At 46.7% G+C, this 14,793-nt stretch carries 15 protein-coding genes, 2 riboswitches and 1 other annotated feature; of the genes, 6 read left to right on the forward strand and 9 right to left on the reverse strand.

Annotated features, from left to right (window positions below; all coding sequences use genetic code 11):
* Positions 1-36: 36 nt before the first annotated feature.
* A complete protein-coding gene (mgtE, locus tag ACH97_RS14580) occupies positions 37-1,392 on the reverse strand; it encodes a magnesium transporter (protein ID WP_020451112.1) in 1,356 nt (451 codons plus the stop codon).
* A 248-nt stretch (positions 1,393-1,640) separates the two neighbouring features.
* A riboswitch (M-box (ykoK) riboswitch) is annotated at positions 1,641-1,805 on the reverse strand.
* 139 nt (positions 1,806-1,944) lie between these two features.
* The gene (locus ACH97_RS23475; RefSeq protein WP_020451111.1) at positions 1,945-2,100 is read right to left on the reverse strand and encodes a transcriptional regulator SplA domain-containing protein; all 156 of its coding nucleotides are present in this window, start codon (positions 2,098-2,100) and stop codon (positions 1,945-1,947) included.
* Positions 2,101-2,392: 292 nt separating this feature from the next.
* Between ACH97_RS23475 and ACH97_RS14585 the strand changes: the two genes are divergently transcribed.
* The 4 genes from ACH97_RS14585 (at position 2,393) to ACH97_RS14600 (ending at position 7,334) form a co-directional block, all read left to right on the forward strand.
* Complete coding sequence (locus tag ACH97_RS14585) at positions 2,393-3,346, forward strand: S8 family peptidase (RefSeq protein ID WP_023856779.1); 954 nt, start codon at positions 2,393-2,395, stop codon at positions 3,344-3,346.
* A 130-nt stretch (positions 3,347-3,476) separates the two neighbouring features.
* Positions 3,477-3,665, forward strand: a riboswitch (cobalamin riboswitch).
* 148 nt (positions 3,666-3,813) lie between these two features.
* Positions 3,814-6,102 carry a 5-methyltetrahydropteroyltriglutamate--homocysteine S-methyltransferase gene (metE, locus tag ACH97_RS14590; RefSeq protein WP_048350419.1) on the forward strand — a complete coding sequence of 763 codons (2,289 nt, stop codon included), beginning with the start codon at positions 3,814-3,816 and terminating at the stop codon, positions 6,100-6,102.
* Positions 6,103-6,309: 207 nt separating this feature from the next.
* Complete coding sequence (locus ACH97_RS14595; RefSeq protein ID WP_020451108.1) at positions 6,310-6,624, forward strand: hypothetical protein; 315 nt, start codon at positions 6,310-6,312, stop codon at positions 6,622-6,624.
* Positions 6,621-7,334, forward strand: coding sequence for a hypothetical protein (locus tag ACH97_RS14600; RefSeq protein WP_048350418.1), 714 nt, complete (start codon positions 6,621-6,623; stop codon positions 7,332-7,334). The genes ACH97_RS14595 and ACH97_RS14600 overlap by 4 nt, the downstream gene beginning before the upstream one ends.
* Before the next feature lie 160 nt (positions 7,335-7,494).
* Here ACH97_RS14600 and ACH97_RS14605 read toward each other — a convergent pair whose 3' ends face one another.
* Positions 7,495-8,127 (reverse strand): histidine phosphatase family protein, encoded by a 633-nt coding sequence (locus ACH97_RS14605; protein WP_020451106.1) that lies wholly within the window; start codon positions 8,125-8,127, stop codon positions 7,495-7,497.
* Positions 8,128-8,273: 146 nt separating this feature from the next.
* On the opposite strand from ACH97_RS14605, the gene guaD reads away from it, so the two are divergent.
* The gene (gene guaD / locus ACH97_RS14610; RefSeq protein ID WP_020451105.1) at positions 8,274-8,744 is read left to right on the forward strand and encodes a guanine deaminase; all 471 of its coding nucleotides are present in this window, start codon (positions 8,274-8,276) and stop codon (positions 8,742-8,744) included.
* 33 nt (positions 8,745-8,777) lie between these two features.
* Here guaD and ACH97_RS14615 read toward each other — a convergent pair whose 3' ends face one another.
* Both ACH97_RS14615 and ohrB read right to left on the reverse strand, forming a co-directional pair.
* Positions 8,778-9,440: a hypothetical protein gene (locus ACH97_RS14615; protein WP_020451104.1), complete on the reverse strand. Its 663-nt coding sequence runs from the start codon at positions 9,438-9,440 to the stop codon at positions 8,778-8,780.
* Positions 9,441-9,511: 71 nt separating this feature from the next.
* On the reverse strand, positions 9,512-9,925 hold the full coding sequence (ohrB, locus tag ACH97_RS14620) for an organic hydroperoxide resistance protein OhrB (RefSeq protein ID WP_020451103.1): 414 nt from the start codon (positions 9,923-9,925) through the stop codon (positions 9,512-9,514).
* Between the two features lie 160 nt (positions 9,926-10,085).
* Here ohrB and ACH97_RS14625 point away from each other — a divergent pair, with 160 nt between their 5' ends.
* Positions 10,086-10,538 (forward strand): MarR family winged helix-turn-helix transcriptional regulator, encoded by a 453-nt coding sequence (locus ACH97_RS14625; RefSeq protein WP_020451102.1) that lies wholly within the window; start codon positions 10,086-10,088, stop codon positions 10,536-10,538.
* A gap of 40 nt (positions 10,539-10,578) precedes the next feature.
* Here ACH97_RS14625 and ACH97_RS14630 read toward each other — a convergent pair whose 3' ends face one another.
* The 4 genes from ACH97_RS14630 to purU all read right to left on the reverse strand — a co-directional run bounded on the left by ACH97_RS14630 (position 10,579) and on the right by purU (position 14,707).
* Positions 10,579-11,001 (reverse strand): organic hydroperoxide resistance protein, encoded by a 423-nt coding sequence (locus ACH97_RS14630; RefSeq protein ID WP_020451101.1) that lies wholly within the window; start codon positions 10,999-11,001, stop codon positions 10,579-10,581.
* Between the two features lie 112 nt (positions 11,002-11,113).
* Positions 11,114-12,361 (reverse strand): glutamate-5-semialdehyde dehydrogenase, encoded by a 1,248-nt coding sequence (locus tag ACH97_RS14635; protein WP_020451100.1) that lies wholly within the window; start codon positions 12,359-12,361, stop codon positions 11,114-11,116.
* 12 nt (positions 12,362-12,373) lie between these two features.
* Complete coding sequence (gene proB / locus ACH97_RS14640; RefSeq protein WP_025812022.1) at positions 12,374-13,471, reverse strand: glutamate 5-kinase; 1,098 nt, start codon at positions 13,469-13,471, stop codon at positions 12,374-12,376.
* A 59-nt stretch (positions 13,472-13,530) separates the two neighbouring features.
* Positions 13,531-13,749: a binding site (T-box leader), on the reverse strand.
* 55 nt (positions 13,750-13,804) lie between these two features.
* The gene (gene purU / locus ACH97_RS14650; protein WP_020451097.1) at positions 13,805-14,707 is read right to left on the reverse strand and encodes a formyltetrahydrofolate deformylase; all 903 of its coding nucleotides are present in this window, start codon (positions 14,705-14,707) and stop codon (positions 13,805-13,807) included.
* Between the last annotated feature and the right edge of the window lie 86 nt (positions 14,708-14,793).

Below are 14,793 nucleotides of genomic sequence, written 5' to 3' on the forward strand. Positions count from 1 at the left end.
AAGCAAAAAACCCTCCTAAAAAGGAGGGCTGCTGTCTTACAGTGAATGAATGAATGCAGTTGCAATACCGAAGTAGATCAGCAGTGACAAAATGTCATTTAAAGTTGTGATCAGCGGACCCGATGCAATCGCAGGGTCGACGTTGCACTTGTGAAGGATGATCGGGACGATCGTTCCCGCCATCGTTCCGATGATCAGTGTGGCAAAGAGCGAAGTCCCTACCACAAATCCGAGCAGCAGATTCCCCTGCCATACAATCGCGATTCCTGTAATCACGACCGCACAAACAACGCCGATAATAATGCCGGCCTTGAGCTCCCGGAAAATCAAGCGGAAAATCGTTTTTTTATTGAGTTCTTCTTTTGACAGCCCTCTGATGACGACAGCGAGAGACTGCGTTCCGGTGTTACCCGTCATTCCTGCAATCATCGGCATAAAAAAGGCCAATGCGACAACCTGCTGCAGTGTGTCTTCAAAATAGCTCATGATGCTGCCTGAGATCAAACCGATGAACAGAAGCAAGATCAGCCACGGCAAACGTCGATATGCAGCGACATACGATTTTGTATCAAACGTGATTGCTTTACCTGATGCAGCAAATTTTTCGTAGTCTTCATTCGCTTCTTGGATGACGATGTCAATAATGTCATCGACCGTTACGATCCCGACAAGCTCATGGTTTTTTTCTACAACGGGAATCGCCAGAAAGTCGTACCGCTCAATGAGCCTTGCGACTTCTTCCTGATCTTGAAGAGCGTCCGCCGAGATGACCCTTGTAAACATTAATTCCTGAACCTTCTCATCGGGTTCTGCCAAAATGAGATCCCGGTATGAGATAACCCCGACAAGCTGCTTTTGTTCATTGATAACGTATAAATAGTTGATCGACTCCGCGATTTCCGCAAAGCTTTTCAGCTTGACAACCGCTTCTTTTACCGTGTAATGCTGCGGAATCCAGACATAGCGGTTTGTCATGATTCTTCCCGCTGTTTCAGGTGGGTAGTTCATCAGAACGCGGACCGCTTCAGATTCTTCCGCTTCCATACTGGAAAGAAGCTGGTCTTTCAGCTCTGAGTCCATTTCCTCGAAGAGCGCGGCAAGGTCGTCGTTGTCCATTTTATTCATCACATGGATCGCCTTTTCCTTGCCGACCTTGTTCAGAACGACAAGCTGCTCTTCTCTGTCCAGTTCGCCCATGAGATCGGTAATGTCTTCAACCGTTAAAAAAGACAGATACCGGCCGCGGTGCTTTTCGGGCATTTCCTTAAACAGAATCGCCATATCATAAGGCTGCAGTTCCTCTAAAACGTTTTGAAACTCTTTTCGTTTTCCGTCTCTCAGTAAAATAATAATGCGTAAAATCAGTTCATCATATGTCATGTTTTTTACCATGGCAATCTGTACCTCCCTTTTCAGGAGATCCTTATATCACCATAGCAAAAGGGGTGAAGTATAAGGATCTCCTCATCAATCAATGTGTGATGCTGTAAAATATTTCTCGTATGATTAAACCGCCTCGAATGGGGAGAATCCATACTTCCACCTCCTTGTTTAATACGGAAAGTTCACTTTCCTCAAAAAATAAAAAAACACCTATTTCATTGAAATGAAGGTGTTAAAAGCCATACAAAATAAAACCCTAACGCCTTCCATCGTAGAGCTTTAGCACTGTATGGCATAGGCAGCATGCCAGCTGCATTAAAAATCACCTTAGATCGATGATTTCTGTTGACCCATTGGCGTCTTTGGACATTTTTGGGCAGCAGCGTATCTCCATACAGGAGCCTCACCTAACGAAGAGCTGTATTTACCGGACACAATGAGATTACAGAAAAAAAGGATAACTGTCAATAAGAAAAGCAAACTTAATGCTCTCTATTATGGTTGATTCCCTTTTTCGTCAAAATTAAACCAGCTCTTTCGCCGAGATGCCGAGCTCCGTTCTTACTTTTCGCTATCCTGTTCAAGGTCGTCCTTTGACAGCAGGTGATAGTTTTCGTGCAGCAAAAGCGCGTATTCTCCTTCATATTTTGGATGCGGCACAAACTCCGCCTGCTCGATTGACAATTCGTCTCTTTTTTCGTTTTCTTGTTCTTTCACCCTGTATCAACTCCTTTTTATAATAGGATATCCTTTTGCCGGGATAATATGATGAAGCGAAATCTCATATATATAGTGATTCTCTCGCCCTTTCGCCGATTTCACAGGTCTTTTCGCTTACAATTCCAGCATTGTTCGCAGTTATTCGACTTTTCTCCTCTATTATCTATATTTTTTAACTTTTCATAAAATTCATACAAATGAACCTTTTTTTAACAAAGTGAATGTTTTACAATAAAATCACGCACCTTGTAACCCATCTAAAGCAGCATATAACAGGGAGGGCTTTGAAATGCAAATGCGATTAATTCCTTATGTCACTGACACAAAGCTGATGGACGTGAACGAATTGCCGGAAGGAATCGATGCGATTAAGGCACCGGAGCTGTGGTCACAAGGTTTTAAAGGAAAAGATATCACTGTCGCAGTGCTTGATACAGGCTGTGACGCAACCCATCCCGATTTGGCAGACCGAATCATCGGAGGCAGAAACTTTACTGATGATGACAATGGAAAAGAAGATCAATTTCATGATTATAATGGACATGGCACCCATGTGGCGGGTACGATTGCCGCAAACGATCAAAACGGCGGCATCTCCGGCGTGGCACCTGAAGCGAACCTATTAATCGTCAAGGTGCTCGGCGGTGAAGACGGCAGCGGCGATTATGAATGGATCATCAACGGGATCAACTACGCCGTCGAACAAAAAGCCGATATCATTTCAATGTCGCTCGGCGGACCTGCCGACGTTCCGGAATTGAAAGAAGCGGTGACAAACGCCGTGAAAAACGGAGTGCTCGTCGTCTGCGCCGCCGGAAACGAAGGCGACGGCAATGACCGTACAGAGGAGTACTCATACCCTGCTGCATACAACGAAGTCATCGCTGTCGGGTCTGTGTCATTGACGCGGGAGTCTTCCGAATTCTCAAATGCGAACAAAGAAATTGACCTCGTTGCACCAGGAGAAGAAATCCTCTCTACATTGCCCGATCATCAATACGGAAAGCTGACGGGAACATCGATGGCCACACCGCACGTCAGCGGCGCGCTCGCTCTCATCAAGTCAGCTGAAGAAGAGGCGTTTAAACGGAAGCTGACAGAACCGGAACTGTATGCTCAGTTAATCCGCCGCACGCTTCCTCTTGATTACTCAAAAGCGCTGATCGGCAATGGATTCTTATATTTGTCGGCGCCGGAGGTACTGGCGGAAAAAGCCGGCGAAGCAAAACTTCTTTCCCTTTAACAGCCTAAGGAGACTGCCGACAATGTCGGCGGCCTTTTTCATGGCTATCGATAAGGCCGAATCTTTTTAATTGCAAGAATTCAAAAATTATTTTGACTAAAAGATCGTGACGGTATATAATCTACTAAACAATTTCATCGCCGGGAACATGGTAATCTAACGAGGTTAGATTTTAAAAGGGAAGTTTGGTGAAAATCCGACGCGGTCCCGCCACTGTGAATGAGGAGGTTATTTCATAAAACCCACTGTTTCTATACGGGAAGGGGGAAATAACCGTCGATTCATGAGCCAGGAGACCTGCCTGTTCTGACGCACCATCAACCTACGGTCGATAGGAGGTGTTCGAGTTGACGTAACAATCGCTACGTTTATTTCTCGTTCGCAAAATGCTGTTTTCAGGCACTCACCTTCTCATTGTCCGAAGTGTGAGTGTCTTTTTTTATTGAACACTAAAGGAGGAGACCAGAATGACAAATGTAAAAACGAGTAGCTTGGGATTTCCAAGAATCGGCTTGAACAGAGAATGGAAAAAATCGCTTGAGGCTTATTGGAAAGGAAACACAGACCGTGAGACCTTTTTAAAAGAAATGGACGAACAATTTTTAGCAGCCCTCCAGACCCAGCTTGATCAGCAAATCGATATCATACCGGTTTCCGACTTTACCCTGTACGACCACGTTCTTGACACGGCGGTGATGTTCAACTGGATTCCAAAAAGATTCAAGGATGTACATGATCCGTTAGATACTTATTTCGCAATGGCGAGAGGCACGAAAGATGCTGTATCGTGTGAAATGACAAAATGGTTTAACACAAACTACCATTATATTGTGCCTGAATTTGAAAAAGGCGCACAATACCGCGTGACGAGAAACAAACCGCTTGAAGATTATAAAAGAGCAAAAGCAGCATTGGGAACAGAAACGAAGCCCGTCATACTCGGCCTTTACACTTTCGTAGCCCTTGCAAAAGGCTATGAACAACAAGATATCAAAGATATTTATAGCCAAATGACACCTCTTTACATCCAAGTTCTGAAAGAGCTTGAGCAGGAAGGCGGCAAATGGGTGCAAATCGACGAGCCCGCTCTAGTGACGGCTTCACATGAAGAAGCGGCTGCAGTCAAAGAAATCTATCAGACGATTACAGAGGAAGTCCCTGGAGTGAATATCCTTCTGCAAACCTATTTTGATTCGGTTGACGCTTATGAAGAGCTGATATCGTTTCCTGTCGCCGGGATTGGTCTTGATTTTGTTCATGATAAAGGGAAAAACTTCGAGCATTTAAAAGCGCACGGTTTTCCTAAAGGCAAAGTCCTTGCCGCCGGTATTTTAGACGGGCGCAACATTTGGAAAGCCAATCTCGAAGAACGCCTGAACCTGACGCTTGAGCTGATCCAGAGTGCGGGTGTTGACGAAGTCTGGATTCAGCCTTCAAACAGCCTGCTTCACGTCCCTGTCGCAAAACACCCGGACGAGCAGCTTGCCGATGATCTCTTGAACGGTTTATCTTTTGCAAAAGAAAAGCTTCTGGAGCTTACACTGCTGAAGAACGGACTTGTTTCCGGAAAAGCGGCCATCCAAACGGAAATCGATGAAGCGCACGGGCACCTTCAAGCTCTCAAACAATACGGTGCAGCGACAAATTCGGCCTTTGCCGAAGAAATAGACAAGCTGACCGAGGAAGACTTTAAACGCTCGACAACTTTTGAAGAAAGACTGCGGATCCAAAATGAATCTCTCGGACTTCCTCTATTGCCGACAACGACGATCGGCAGCTTCCCGCAGACGGCGGAAGTGCGGAGCGCGCGGCAAAAATGGCGGAAAAAAGAATGGTCTGACGAGCAGTATGAAGCATTTATTCAGAAAGAAACAAAGAAATGGATTGACATTCAGGAAGACCTCGGACTTGACGTTCTCGTTCACGGAGAATTCGAACGGACAGACATGGTTGAATATTTCGGTGAAAAGCTCGGAGGATTCGCCTTTACCAAATACGCCTGGGTTCAGTCATACGGTTCCCGCTGCGTCCGTCCGCCGGTCATCTATGGAGATGTCGAGTTTAAAGAGCCGATGACGGTAAAAGAAACAGTTTACGCCCAATCCTTGACCTCGAAGAAAGTCAAGGGCATGCTGACAGGTCCTGTTACGATTTTAAACTGGTCCTTTGCCCGCTATGATCTGCCGAGAAAAGAGATTGCCTTCCAAATCGCCCAAGCTCTCCGCAAAGAGGTTGAAGCGCTCGAAAAAGCAGGCATTCAAATCATCCAGGTCGATGAACCCGCCTTGAGAGAAGGCCTGCCGCTTAAAGAACGGGATTGGGACGAGTACCTTAAATGGGCTGCCGAAGCGTTCAGACTGTCCACTTCATCAGTAGAAGATACGACGCAAATCCATACGCATATGTGCTACAGCAACTTTGAAGATATTGTAGACACGATCGAAGATCTTGACGCAGACGTCATTACGATCGAGCACAGCAGAAGCCACGGCGGATTCCTTGATTATCTGGAACAGCATCCTTACCTGAAAGGACTCGGGCTTGGCGTCTATGATATTCACAGTCCCCGCGTCCCTTCCAGCGATGAAATGCTCACGATTATAGAAGACGCGCTGAAAGTCTGCCCGGCTGACCGCTTCTGGGTAAACCCTGACTGCGGTTTAAAAACGAGACAGCCTGAAGAAACGATCGCAGCGCTTAAACATATGGTTGAAGCAGCCAAACAAGCAAGAGGCAAACTCGCTCAGACTGTTTAATTCCACAAAAAATCCAACACAAACGCCGCCTGTTCACACGGGCGGCTCTTTTCATGTCCTCAGCCCTTTTTAGGCCGAAAGAACCGTTATATAAGGTATGTCCGCCCAAAAATCATTAAGACTTTTGATTCATTCGTACGATTTCCTTCCGTATCCTTTTCTTTTAACATATTTGTAGTAGATGATGGAAGGGAAGGAAAATATGTAGTGATTGACGATGGAATAGCGTTAGAACGAAAAATCAAACGAAAAATATATCAGGAAGACATTCACTCTCTTCAGCTATACGTAAAAGAAGTGACTGCCGCCATTGATGAGCTGAGGCAGGAAAGTTCTTCTATTTTAAAAGCACACCAAATGTATATCAACGGATGGCGCGGACAGGCGCGCGAAATGTATGACGCACTTTTGGACGATCTTGACCGGGCGGAATCGCGCGTGTATGACAGGCTGAGGGCCATTAAGGAGCAGGCGTCCGAAGAAATTGAGCGGCTTCAGCTGAAAGCCGAGGAGCTGACATGACGATCCGGCTGAACATCAATGATCTGCACGCGCTCGCCCGCCAATTTCGCTATTCCCACCAGCGAATCAGCGATTTAATAAACCTTTTGAACCGCCATTTTCATGTTCTTTTCTCCAGCGTGAAAACAGCAAGGACATACGGGATCGATCAGGCGCAATCCGAAATGGAACATGAACTCAATGGATTTTTACACACGCTCGATGATTTGCAGCATCTTCTGCACTTTACAGAAATCCGCATGAAAAAGACCGATCAAATGCTTGCAAAGAAGCTCTTCCAGAGCGGCGGGCGTCTGGCAGGCTACCTGCCGATCATGTCTTTTTTGGCTGCGGCCAAATGTTCCCCTGATAGCTACAGACTGACCGCGCCGCCGCTGTCTGAACCGCTCGCTCTCATGAAGCAGATCAAACAAAACGGCCTGTCAGGACTCTTTACGAAAAAACGAGCCGCAGCATATATTCAGTTAGATGAAGAGGGACAGCAGCAGCTGTGGTCAGCACGCCGCATGATCAGCCGCACAATCGCCGACAACCTTTGCCTTCTGGCGTATCAGCAAATCGCAAAAGGCCCTCTTTCTCTTACGGTCTTCCTTTTCGGAAAAAAAGCGGAAGCAGATGCGGCAGATGTCAAAACCGTTTGTCTTTCAAAAAACAAAACGATTTCCGCTGCCACGCTCCACAGCTTCAGTGCCAAAATGTATTCCGGCTAAGAGGCTCGGAGCGGACTTTCACAGGATATGATGACAGCGGCGTTCAGGCAGGACGCCTGGATGGTTTGCCGCCGATCCTGTGAGCACCGCCTTTGCAGGCCTGCAAGGGTTTATCGACACGCAAAAAGCCTGATTGTTGAAATCAGGCTTTTTGGCATGCCTACCAGGTGGCATTCTTTGCTTCTACTCTATGTTTTCCGTCTCCTTCTCTTTCGATTGTGACCCTTCCATCATCAGAAACTGCTACAACTGCAAGAGCTGTGTCATGAACATAGCTGGAGTTCCATAGTTCACTGACCGGCCTCTTTTTTAACAGATTCAAAAGCATCAAAATAAACACGGAATGGCTGACAATGAGGACATTGCCTTCCCGATGGCGGCGGAGAATGAATTCATACACCCGGCTGACCCGTCTTTCAAAATCGTAAAAGCTCTCCCCTTCATCAGGCATGTATGTTTCAGGCGCATTAAAATACGCTTCCAGCAAGTCAGGATCGCTTTGTTTGATCTCATCATACGTTTTTCCTTCCCAGCGGCCGATCGAGATTTCTTTTAATCTGTCGTCTGTTATAAAGGGAACACTGCGGTTCTGCAGCATAGCCCGCGCAGAATCAACAGCCCGGCCGCTTGGACTGGAATATGCGGCTTGGAATTGAACATCTTTCAGCCGTTCGCCGAGGGCGTTTGCATTTGCCAGCCCCAAAGCCGTTAAATTGGAGTCTTCCCAGCCTTGCATTCTTTTTTCAATATTCCATTCCGTCTGACCGTGTCTTGCAATATACAATGTAAGCAAAACATCATCCCCCGTTCATCATTCTAGCATTCATTGTATGCGATGGTCCGTTCGAAATCAAACATACTGAATATTCTGATGCGCGTTTATTTTACAAGATTCATCAGCTATAATAAGAAGGCAGGACAACCAAGGAGGATACAGAAATGAATCATGAAACATTTTTGCAGCGCGCAATCGACCTTGCGGTGGAGAGCGTGAAAAGCGGCACGGGCGGACCTTTTGGCGCTGTGATTGTCAAAGACGGCCAAATTATTGCCGAGGGAAAAAACAATGTCACAACAAGCAATGATCCGACCGCGCATGCTGAGGTAACGGCTATTCGGCTCGCCTGTGAAGCACTTGGCGATTATCAGCTGAACGACTGCATTCTTTATACAAGCTGCGAACCGTGCCCAATGTGCCTGGGAGCCATCTACTGGGCGAGACCGAAGGAAGTTTACTTCGCCGCTCAGCATTCAGATGCCGCATCGGCCGGTTTTGACGATTCTTTTATTTATGAAGAAATCACAAAAACGCAAAGCGAACGGACAATTCCTTTTTATAAAATGGACCTTCAAGCAAAGCTTGAACCCTTTCTCACGTGGGAAACGACCGATCAAAAAGTGGAATATTAAAATAAAGAAAGCTTCCTGATGAAGGAAGCTTTTTCATTTTGAAGCTGACGGCTCATACCATTCAAGCTTTTGATCTTCAGATTCCAAATCAAGGCTTTCCGCCTTTCCATCCTTTTCAATTTCAAGCCTGACGATTTTCCCTTTCAGTTTTTCAGGTGCTTCGGCGACATCCCTCTCAAAATCGGCTGTTTTCTGATAAGTTTTTTCCCCTGCTTTTGTTTTGATTGTAATGTTTTGTTCCGATTCGCTGACAAACGCGGCAATGATTTTTCGGCTGCCGTCATTCTCCTGTTCATATACGCCGTTTTGGTCGGCTTTTGACTGCGGCATGAGCTCAGCTTCTTCGGCTTCTTGCGTTTTTCCGTCCACCTCTACCTTCACAAGCTTCCCGATTAAGTCATCATGGTCTTCTTCGCTGTGAAAACGGCTGCTTTTCGGGACAATCAGTTCCTTATCCTTTATTTCGAGCGTGATTTGGTCGTCTTCGGCATGAACATACTTGCCTATCAAATCAAAATCTTCTTCAGACCGGATATTTTTGTCAAGAGAATATGTTTTCAAATCAGGCGCTTTCTGTTTGGCCGTATCAGCCGAGGGTTGATTTCCGTTGTTCTCCTTCGCTCCGGTTCCGCATCCTGCAAGGACGAAGGCGGCAGAGAGCACGGCGAATACAAGCGCTTTTTTAAGATATGCCATTTGCTGCTCCTTTCTAAAAAAGAAAGCAAACAAGCTTTGTTTGCTTTCTCGTTTTCATCTTTCCCGTTTGTTTATTTTACTTCAAGGCTGACGTCGATATTTCCTCTCGTCGCTTTTGAATAAGGGCAAAAGTCATGAGCGGCTTCGACCAGCTCTTTCGCTTTTTCTTTGTCTACCCCGCCTGAGGTGACGATCAGCTTGACGCCGATTTTAAAACCGCCGTCACTCTCATCCTTCAGCAAGCTCACATGGCCCTCAACCTCAGAATCGATGTTAATGCCTTTTTGTTTTGCGACATGCTCCAATGCGCCGCCGAAGCATGCCGCGTATCCCGCCGCAAAGAGCTGTTCAGGATTTGTCCCTGATTCGCCTTCTTTTTTTTCATTTGGCATGACAATGTTGTGATCCAAAACCCCGTCATCTGATGTGACATGTCCTGATCTTCCGCCTTTTGCCGTGACTTTTGCTGTAAATAATGCAGTCATCCTGATTCCTCCTTACGTTTTTTTCCTCTACTCTTTATATTTCACAAAATGAGTTTTTTAAACATCCGTTTTTGTTTTTTCGGGTTTTCTGCAGAACAATGGGAAAAAAACGAAAAATCTTATACAATAAAAAGGAACATAAAAAAGAGTTGGTGAAACGATGACAAACGAATTTGAACATATGAGGCTTGACAGACAGCTTTGTTTTCTCCTTTATGCCAGTTCGCGTGAAATGACGAAGCTTTACAAGCCGCTGCTTGATAAACTCAATATTACGTATCCGCAGTACCTCGCACTCCTTTTATTATGGGAGCACGGGGAATTAAACGTCAAAACAATGGGCAAGCTCCTTTATCTCGATTCCGGCACACTGACGCCGATGCTGAAGAGGATGGAGCAGCACGGGCTTTTAACAAGGGAGCGGTCACCTGAAGATGAACGGTCTGTGGTCGTCAGACTGACAGCAGGCGGCCAGGCACTTCAGGAAAAAGCGAGCAGCATTCCGCAACACATGATCGCCCAGACCGATCTGTCGGCTGGCGAACTGAAGAACTTGAAACAAACGCTTGAATCCCTTCTGGCTTCATTGACGAAAAAAACAGATGCGCTGTAAAGACAGCAAAAAGGCGCCTTCGATATGAAGGCGCCTTTTTTTAAGAAATGACTTCAAGGCTGACATCAACATTTCCGGAAATCGCTTTTGAATACGGACAAACGGTATGAGCTTGATGAACGAGTTTTTCGAGCTCCGACTGTTCAACGCCGGTTCCTTTTACTTGCAGCGTGACACTGAGCTTATAGCCTCCATCTGCTTCATCTTTCAGAAGGCTGACGTTTGCCGTCACCTCTGTCTCCATTCGAAGACGCGCTTTTTGGGCGGTCAATTGCAATGCACTGTCAAAGCATGCCGCATATCCGGCAGCAAACAGCTGCTCCGGATTGGTGGCATTTTCGTTCTTCTTGGCTTTTGGCGTTCCCGGCATGGCCAGCTCCAGTTCAAGGACGCGGTCAGATGAGGTGACTTGTCCGTCTCTGCCGCCTTTGGCAGTAGCTTGCGAGGTAAATATAGGTTTCATGATTTATCGTCTCCTTTAATTTATATTGTGCACAATTAAATTTTATAAAATTAAATACGAAAACGCAACAAAAAAACATCCTGTCTGCATGTCAAGACAGGATGTTTCACTTTCATATCCGGATTTGCCCGTTTCCTTTAATGATATATTTAGAAGAAGTCAGCGCTTTAAGGCCCATCGGCCCCCTTGCATGAAGCTTTTGCGTGCTGATGCCGATTTCGGCGCCATAGCCGAATTCAAAGCCGTCCGTAAAACGCGTGGAAGCATTGTGGTAAACCGCTGCAGCGTCAACAGACGTTAAGAAAAACCGGGCGTTTTCCTGATTTTCAGTCAGAATCGCTTCCGAATGACGCGTGCCGTACTGCCTGATGTGCCGGATGGCTTCATCGATTCCGGCGACAATTTTGATGCTGACAACCGGCGCAAGAAACTCGGTTTCCCAGTCGGTCTCGCGAGCAGGAACCGCAGATGGCAGCAGCGCACATACAGCTTCGTCTCCCCTGATTTCAACGCCTGCTTCTTCAAGCTTTTGAAGCAGCGCTGTCGTATGCTTCTTCGCCCAGTCTTTATGGATAAGCACCGTTTCAATCGCATTGCAGACAGAAGGACGCTGCGTTTTGGCATTGATTACAACCTGCTCGGCCATGTCGGACCGAGCCGATTCATCAATGAATATGTGACAGTTTCCCGCGCCTGTTTCAAGGACAGGCACTGTGGATTCCCGCACCACCATATCAATGAGGTCTTTCCCTCCTCGCGGAATCAGGACATCCAAGCCGTCGTTTAAAGTGAACAGCTGTTTTGCCGCTTCCCTGCTTGTATCTTCAATGAGCTGAACGGCATCCTGCGGAAGCGCAGATTGTTCGAGCGCTTCTCTGATTACGCGGACGAGCGCTTGATTGCTGTTGATGGCTGATGAACTGCCCCGCAGGATGACGGCATTTCCCGTTTTCAAACAGAGGGTCGCGGCGTCGACCGTTACATTCGGCCGGGCCTCGTAGATCATGCCGACGACTCCGAGCGGAACCCTGACATTTTCAATGAAAAGCCCGTTGTCTTTGCGGATCGTTTCAAGCGTTTCCCCCACAGGATCTTCAAGCTTGATGAGCAGCATGACGGCGTCTGCCATATCATTCAGTCTCTCCGGCGTTAAGGCAAGTCGGTCAAGCAGCGCAGGTGAAAAGCCTTTTTCTTTGCCGCGAACGATATCTTTCTCGTTTTCTGCCAATATCTCATCTTGCTTAAAGCGGAGCGCCTCGGCGATGAAGGAAAGCGCCTCATTTTTCTTTGCAGTCGGCTGATGAACCAGTTCTTCTTTTGCGACTTTAGCCTTTTTTGCTTTTTCAATCACTTCGCTCATTCTTTCATCCCCTTATTCTTTAATACTTACCCAATCATTTCGATGGATGACTTCTATCCCTTCTTCATGATGGAACTCATCGCTTCGTTTCCCTTTCACCTCTTCAAGTTCTGCTGCGGAGTACAGCGTTTGGCCTTTTCCGGCCAAGCCGTTCGGTCCGTAAACTTCGACAACCGCCCCTTTCGGAAAATCCCCGGATATTGCTGTTACGCCGGCCGGCAGCAAGCTGCCGCCATTTTCGATAATCGCCAGCTCAGCCCCCTCATCAACGGTAATCTTCCCTGAGACAGGAGAGTGAAAAGCGATCCACTGTCTATGATTGTTGACGGAAGACAGGTCGGATTGGCCGATATAGGTGCCGTCCCCGTTTCCTTTTAAAATCTGAATCAGCTTATCATCTCCCTCTCCGGCGCCTATGAAAACATTGACGCCGAGTGAAAGAGCGGTTTTTGCCGCCAAAAGCTTCGACTTCATTCCGCCCGTCCCGACTTTTGAACCGGCGGATGCGGCGCAGCCCAAAAGTTCGTCCGTAATTTCGGGAATGTAATCAAAACGGCGGGCATCAGGATGTTCATTCGGATTCGAATCATAGAGGCCGTTAATATCCGTTAAAATGATGAGTTTGTCGGCATGAATCAGTCCGCTCACCAGGGCGGATAGCATGTCATTGTCCCCAAACGTCAATTCTTCAACAGATACCGAATCATTTTCATTAATAATCGGGACAAGCCCCCGTTCAATCAGTTCCATAATGGTCGCATATGCATTTCGATACCGTTCCCGTTTGGCAAAATCGTTTCTTGTCAATAAAATTTGCGCAGGCTTGATATCGCGGTCTGCAAAATGCTTGATGTATGTCTGCATTAACAAGCTCTGGCCGACGGCCGCTGCAGCCTGTTTCCCCTTTAGCGTGACAGGCCTCGCGGGATAGCCGAGCTGTAAAAATCCCGCAGCGACAGCGCCGGACGAAATAAAGATGACGTCGTGGCCTTCTTTTTTCAGAGCAGCTATCGCCCGAACATGGTCATTGATCTTCGCCTCATCGATGCTGCCTTTCGAATTGGTTAATGAACTGCTTCCGATTTTAATGACAATCCGTTGTTTTTTCACGTTTTTTCCCTCCGAGATGATCTGGCAGAAGCCAACAAAAAAAGCCCTTTTCGTCCAAATAAAAGGACGAAAAGAGCTTTCCGCGGTACCACCTTCATTGAATGCGCGAGAAAAAAGCGCACTCCTCTTTCCCCTTTAACGCCAGGGTATGCGCCCAGGTTTTCCCCCTGAGACTCCGAGGCAGGTTCAGCAGGTTTCATGTGGTGAAATGTTTCAGCATGCCATTTCACTCTCTTTCACAGAAAGAACTGCTTACTGGCCCTCTTCAACGCTCGTGATTTTTTATTATTATGCCTAGGAAAAACGCCTCTGTCAAGAGGGAGATCAAACAATTTAATTAAAGACGATCGTCTTGTTTCCATGCACGATAATCCGGTCTTCCAAGTGCCATTTGACCGCTCTTGCCAAAACGCTTCTCTCAATCGTGCGGCCGATGTTTTTCAATGCTTCCACATTGTCTCTGTGGTCGACCCGTTCGATATCCTGTTCGATGATCGGTCCTTCATCCAATTCGTTTGTCACATAATGCGATGTTGCTCCGATCAGTTTAACGCCTCTTTCATATGCCCGTTTATACGGATTCGCTCCGATAAAAGCCGGCAGGAATGAGTGGTGAATATTAATGATTTTGTTCGGATGAGCCGAGACAAAATCAGGCGTTAAAATCTGCATGTAGCGGGCGAGAACGATGACATCCGCACGATACTCTTCAAGCCATTTCAGCTGCTGTTTTTCCACTTCTTCACGGATGTCTTTGTTCGCTTTCATGTAAAGGAACGGAATATTCAGCGATTCAACGGTTTCTCTTGCATCTTCATGATTGCTGATAACCGCTGCAATTTCCGCCATCAAATTGCCGCTCTGCCACTCCCACAGCAGTTCATGCAGGCAGTGAAGCTCTTTTGAAACGAAGATAGCGACGCGTTTCAGCTCGCTCGCCAAATTCATGCTCCACGTCATTTGGAAGGACTCCGCCACAGTGGCGAATGTCGCTTTCATCTGTTCGATCTTTTTGCGGATGCCTTCGGCTTCAAACTCAATCCGCAGAAAGAACCGGCCTCCTTCAGGGTCTGTCGTATACTGGCTCGATTCAATAATATTCGCGCCATTTTCAAATAAAAAGGAAGAAACGGCGGCGACGATTCCAGGCTGATCCGGACAGCTGACCAGAAGGCGGGCCTTATCGTTATTGATTTCCTGATATTGCGATAACTGCTGTTTCATATATGCATTCATTTTCGTAAAACCCTCTTTGCTTGTAATTCGTAAACTATCTTTTCATTATACTGGAGTTTATTGAAAAATCAATTTACGGACGCCCA

It is taken from the genome of Bacillus paralicheniformis, assembly GCF_001042485.2.
Lineage (GTDB): Bacteria > Bacillota > Bacilli > Bacillales > Bacillaceae > Bacillus > Bacillus paralicheniformis.

Coding starts and splice junctions, on each gene's coding strand:
- mgtE (WP_020451112.1), bottom strand. CDS start 1,392: ATGGTAAAAAACATGACATATGATGAACTGATTTTACGCATTATTATT.
- ACH97_RS14585 (WP_023856779.1), top strand. CDS start 2,393: ATGCAAATGCGATTAATTCCTTATGTCACTGACACAAAGCTGATGGAC.
- metE (WP_048350419.1), top strand. CDS start 3,814: ATGACAAATGTAAAAACGAGTAGCTTGGGATTTCCAAGAATCGGCTTG.
- ACH97_RS14600 (WP_048350418.1), top strand. CDS start 6,621: ATGACGATCCGGCTGAACATCAATGATCTGCACGCGCTCGCCCGCCAA.
- guaD (WP_020451105.1), top strand. CDS start 8,274: ATGAATCATGAAACATTTTTGCAGCGCGCAATCGACCTTGCGGTGGAG.
- ACH97_RS14615 (WP_020451104.1), bottom strand. CDS start 9,440: ATGGCATATCTTAAAAAAGCGCTTGTATTCGCCGTGCTCTCTGCCGCC.
- ohrB (WP_020451103.1), bottom strand. CDS start 9,925: ATGACTGCATTATTTACAGCAAAAGTCACGGCAAAAGGCGGAAGATCA.
- ACH97_RS14625 (WP_020451102.1), top strand. CDS start 10,086: ATGACAAACGAATTTGAACATATGAGGCTTGACAGACAGCTTTGTTTT.
- ACH97_RS14630 (WP_020451101.1), bottom strand. CDS start 11,001: ATGAAACCTATATTTACCTCGCAAGCTACTGCCAAAGGCGGCAGAGAC.
- ACH97_RS14635 (WP_020451100.1), bottom strand. CDS start 12,361: ATGAGCGAAGTGATTGAAAAAGCAAAAAAGGCTAAAGTCGCAAAAGAA.
- purU (WP_020451097.1), bottom strand. CDS start 14,707: ATGAATGCATATATGAAACAGCAGTTATCGCAATATCAGGAAATCAAT.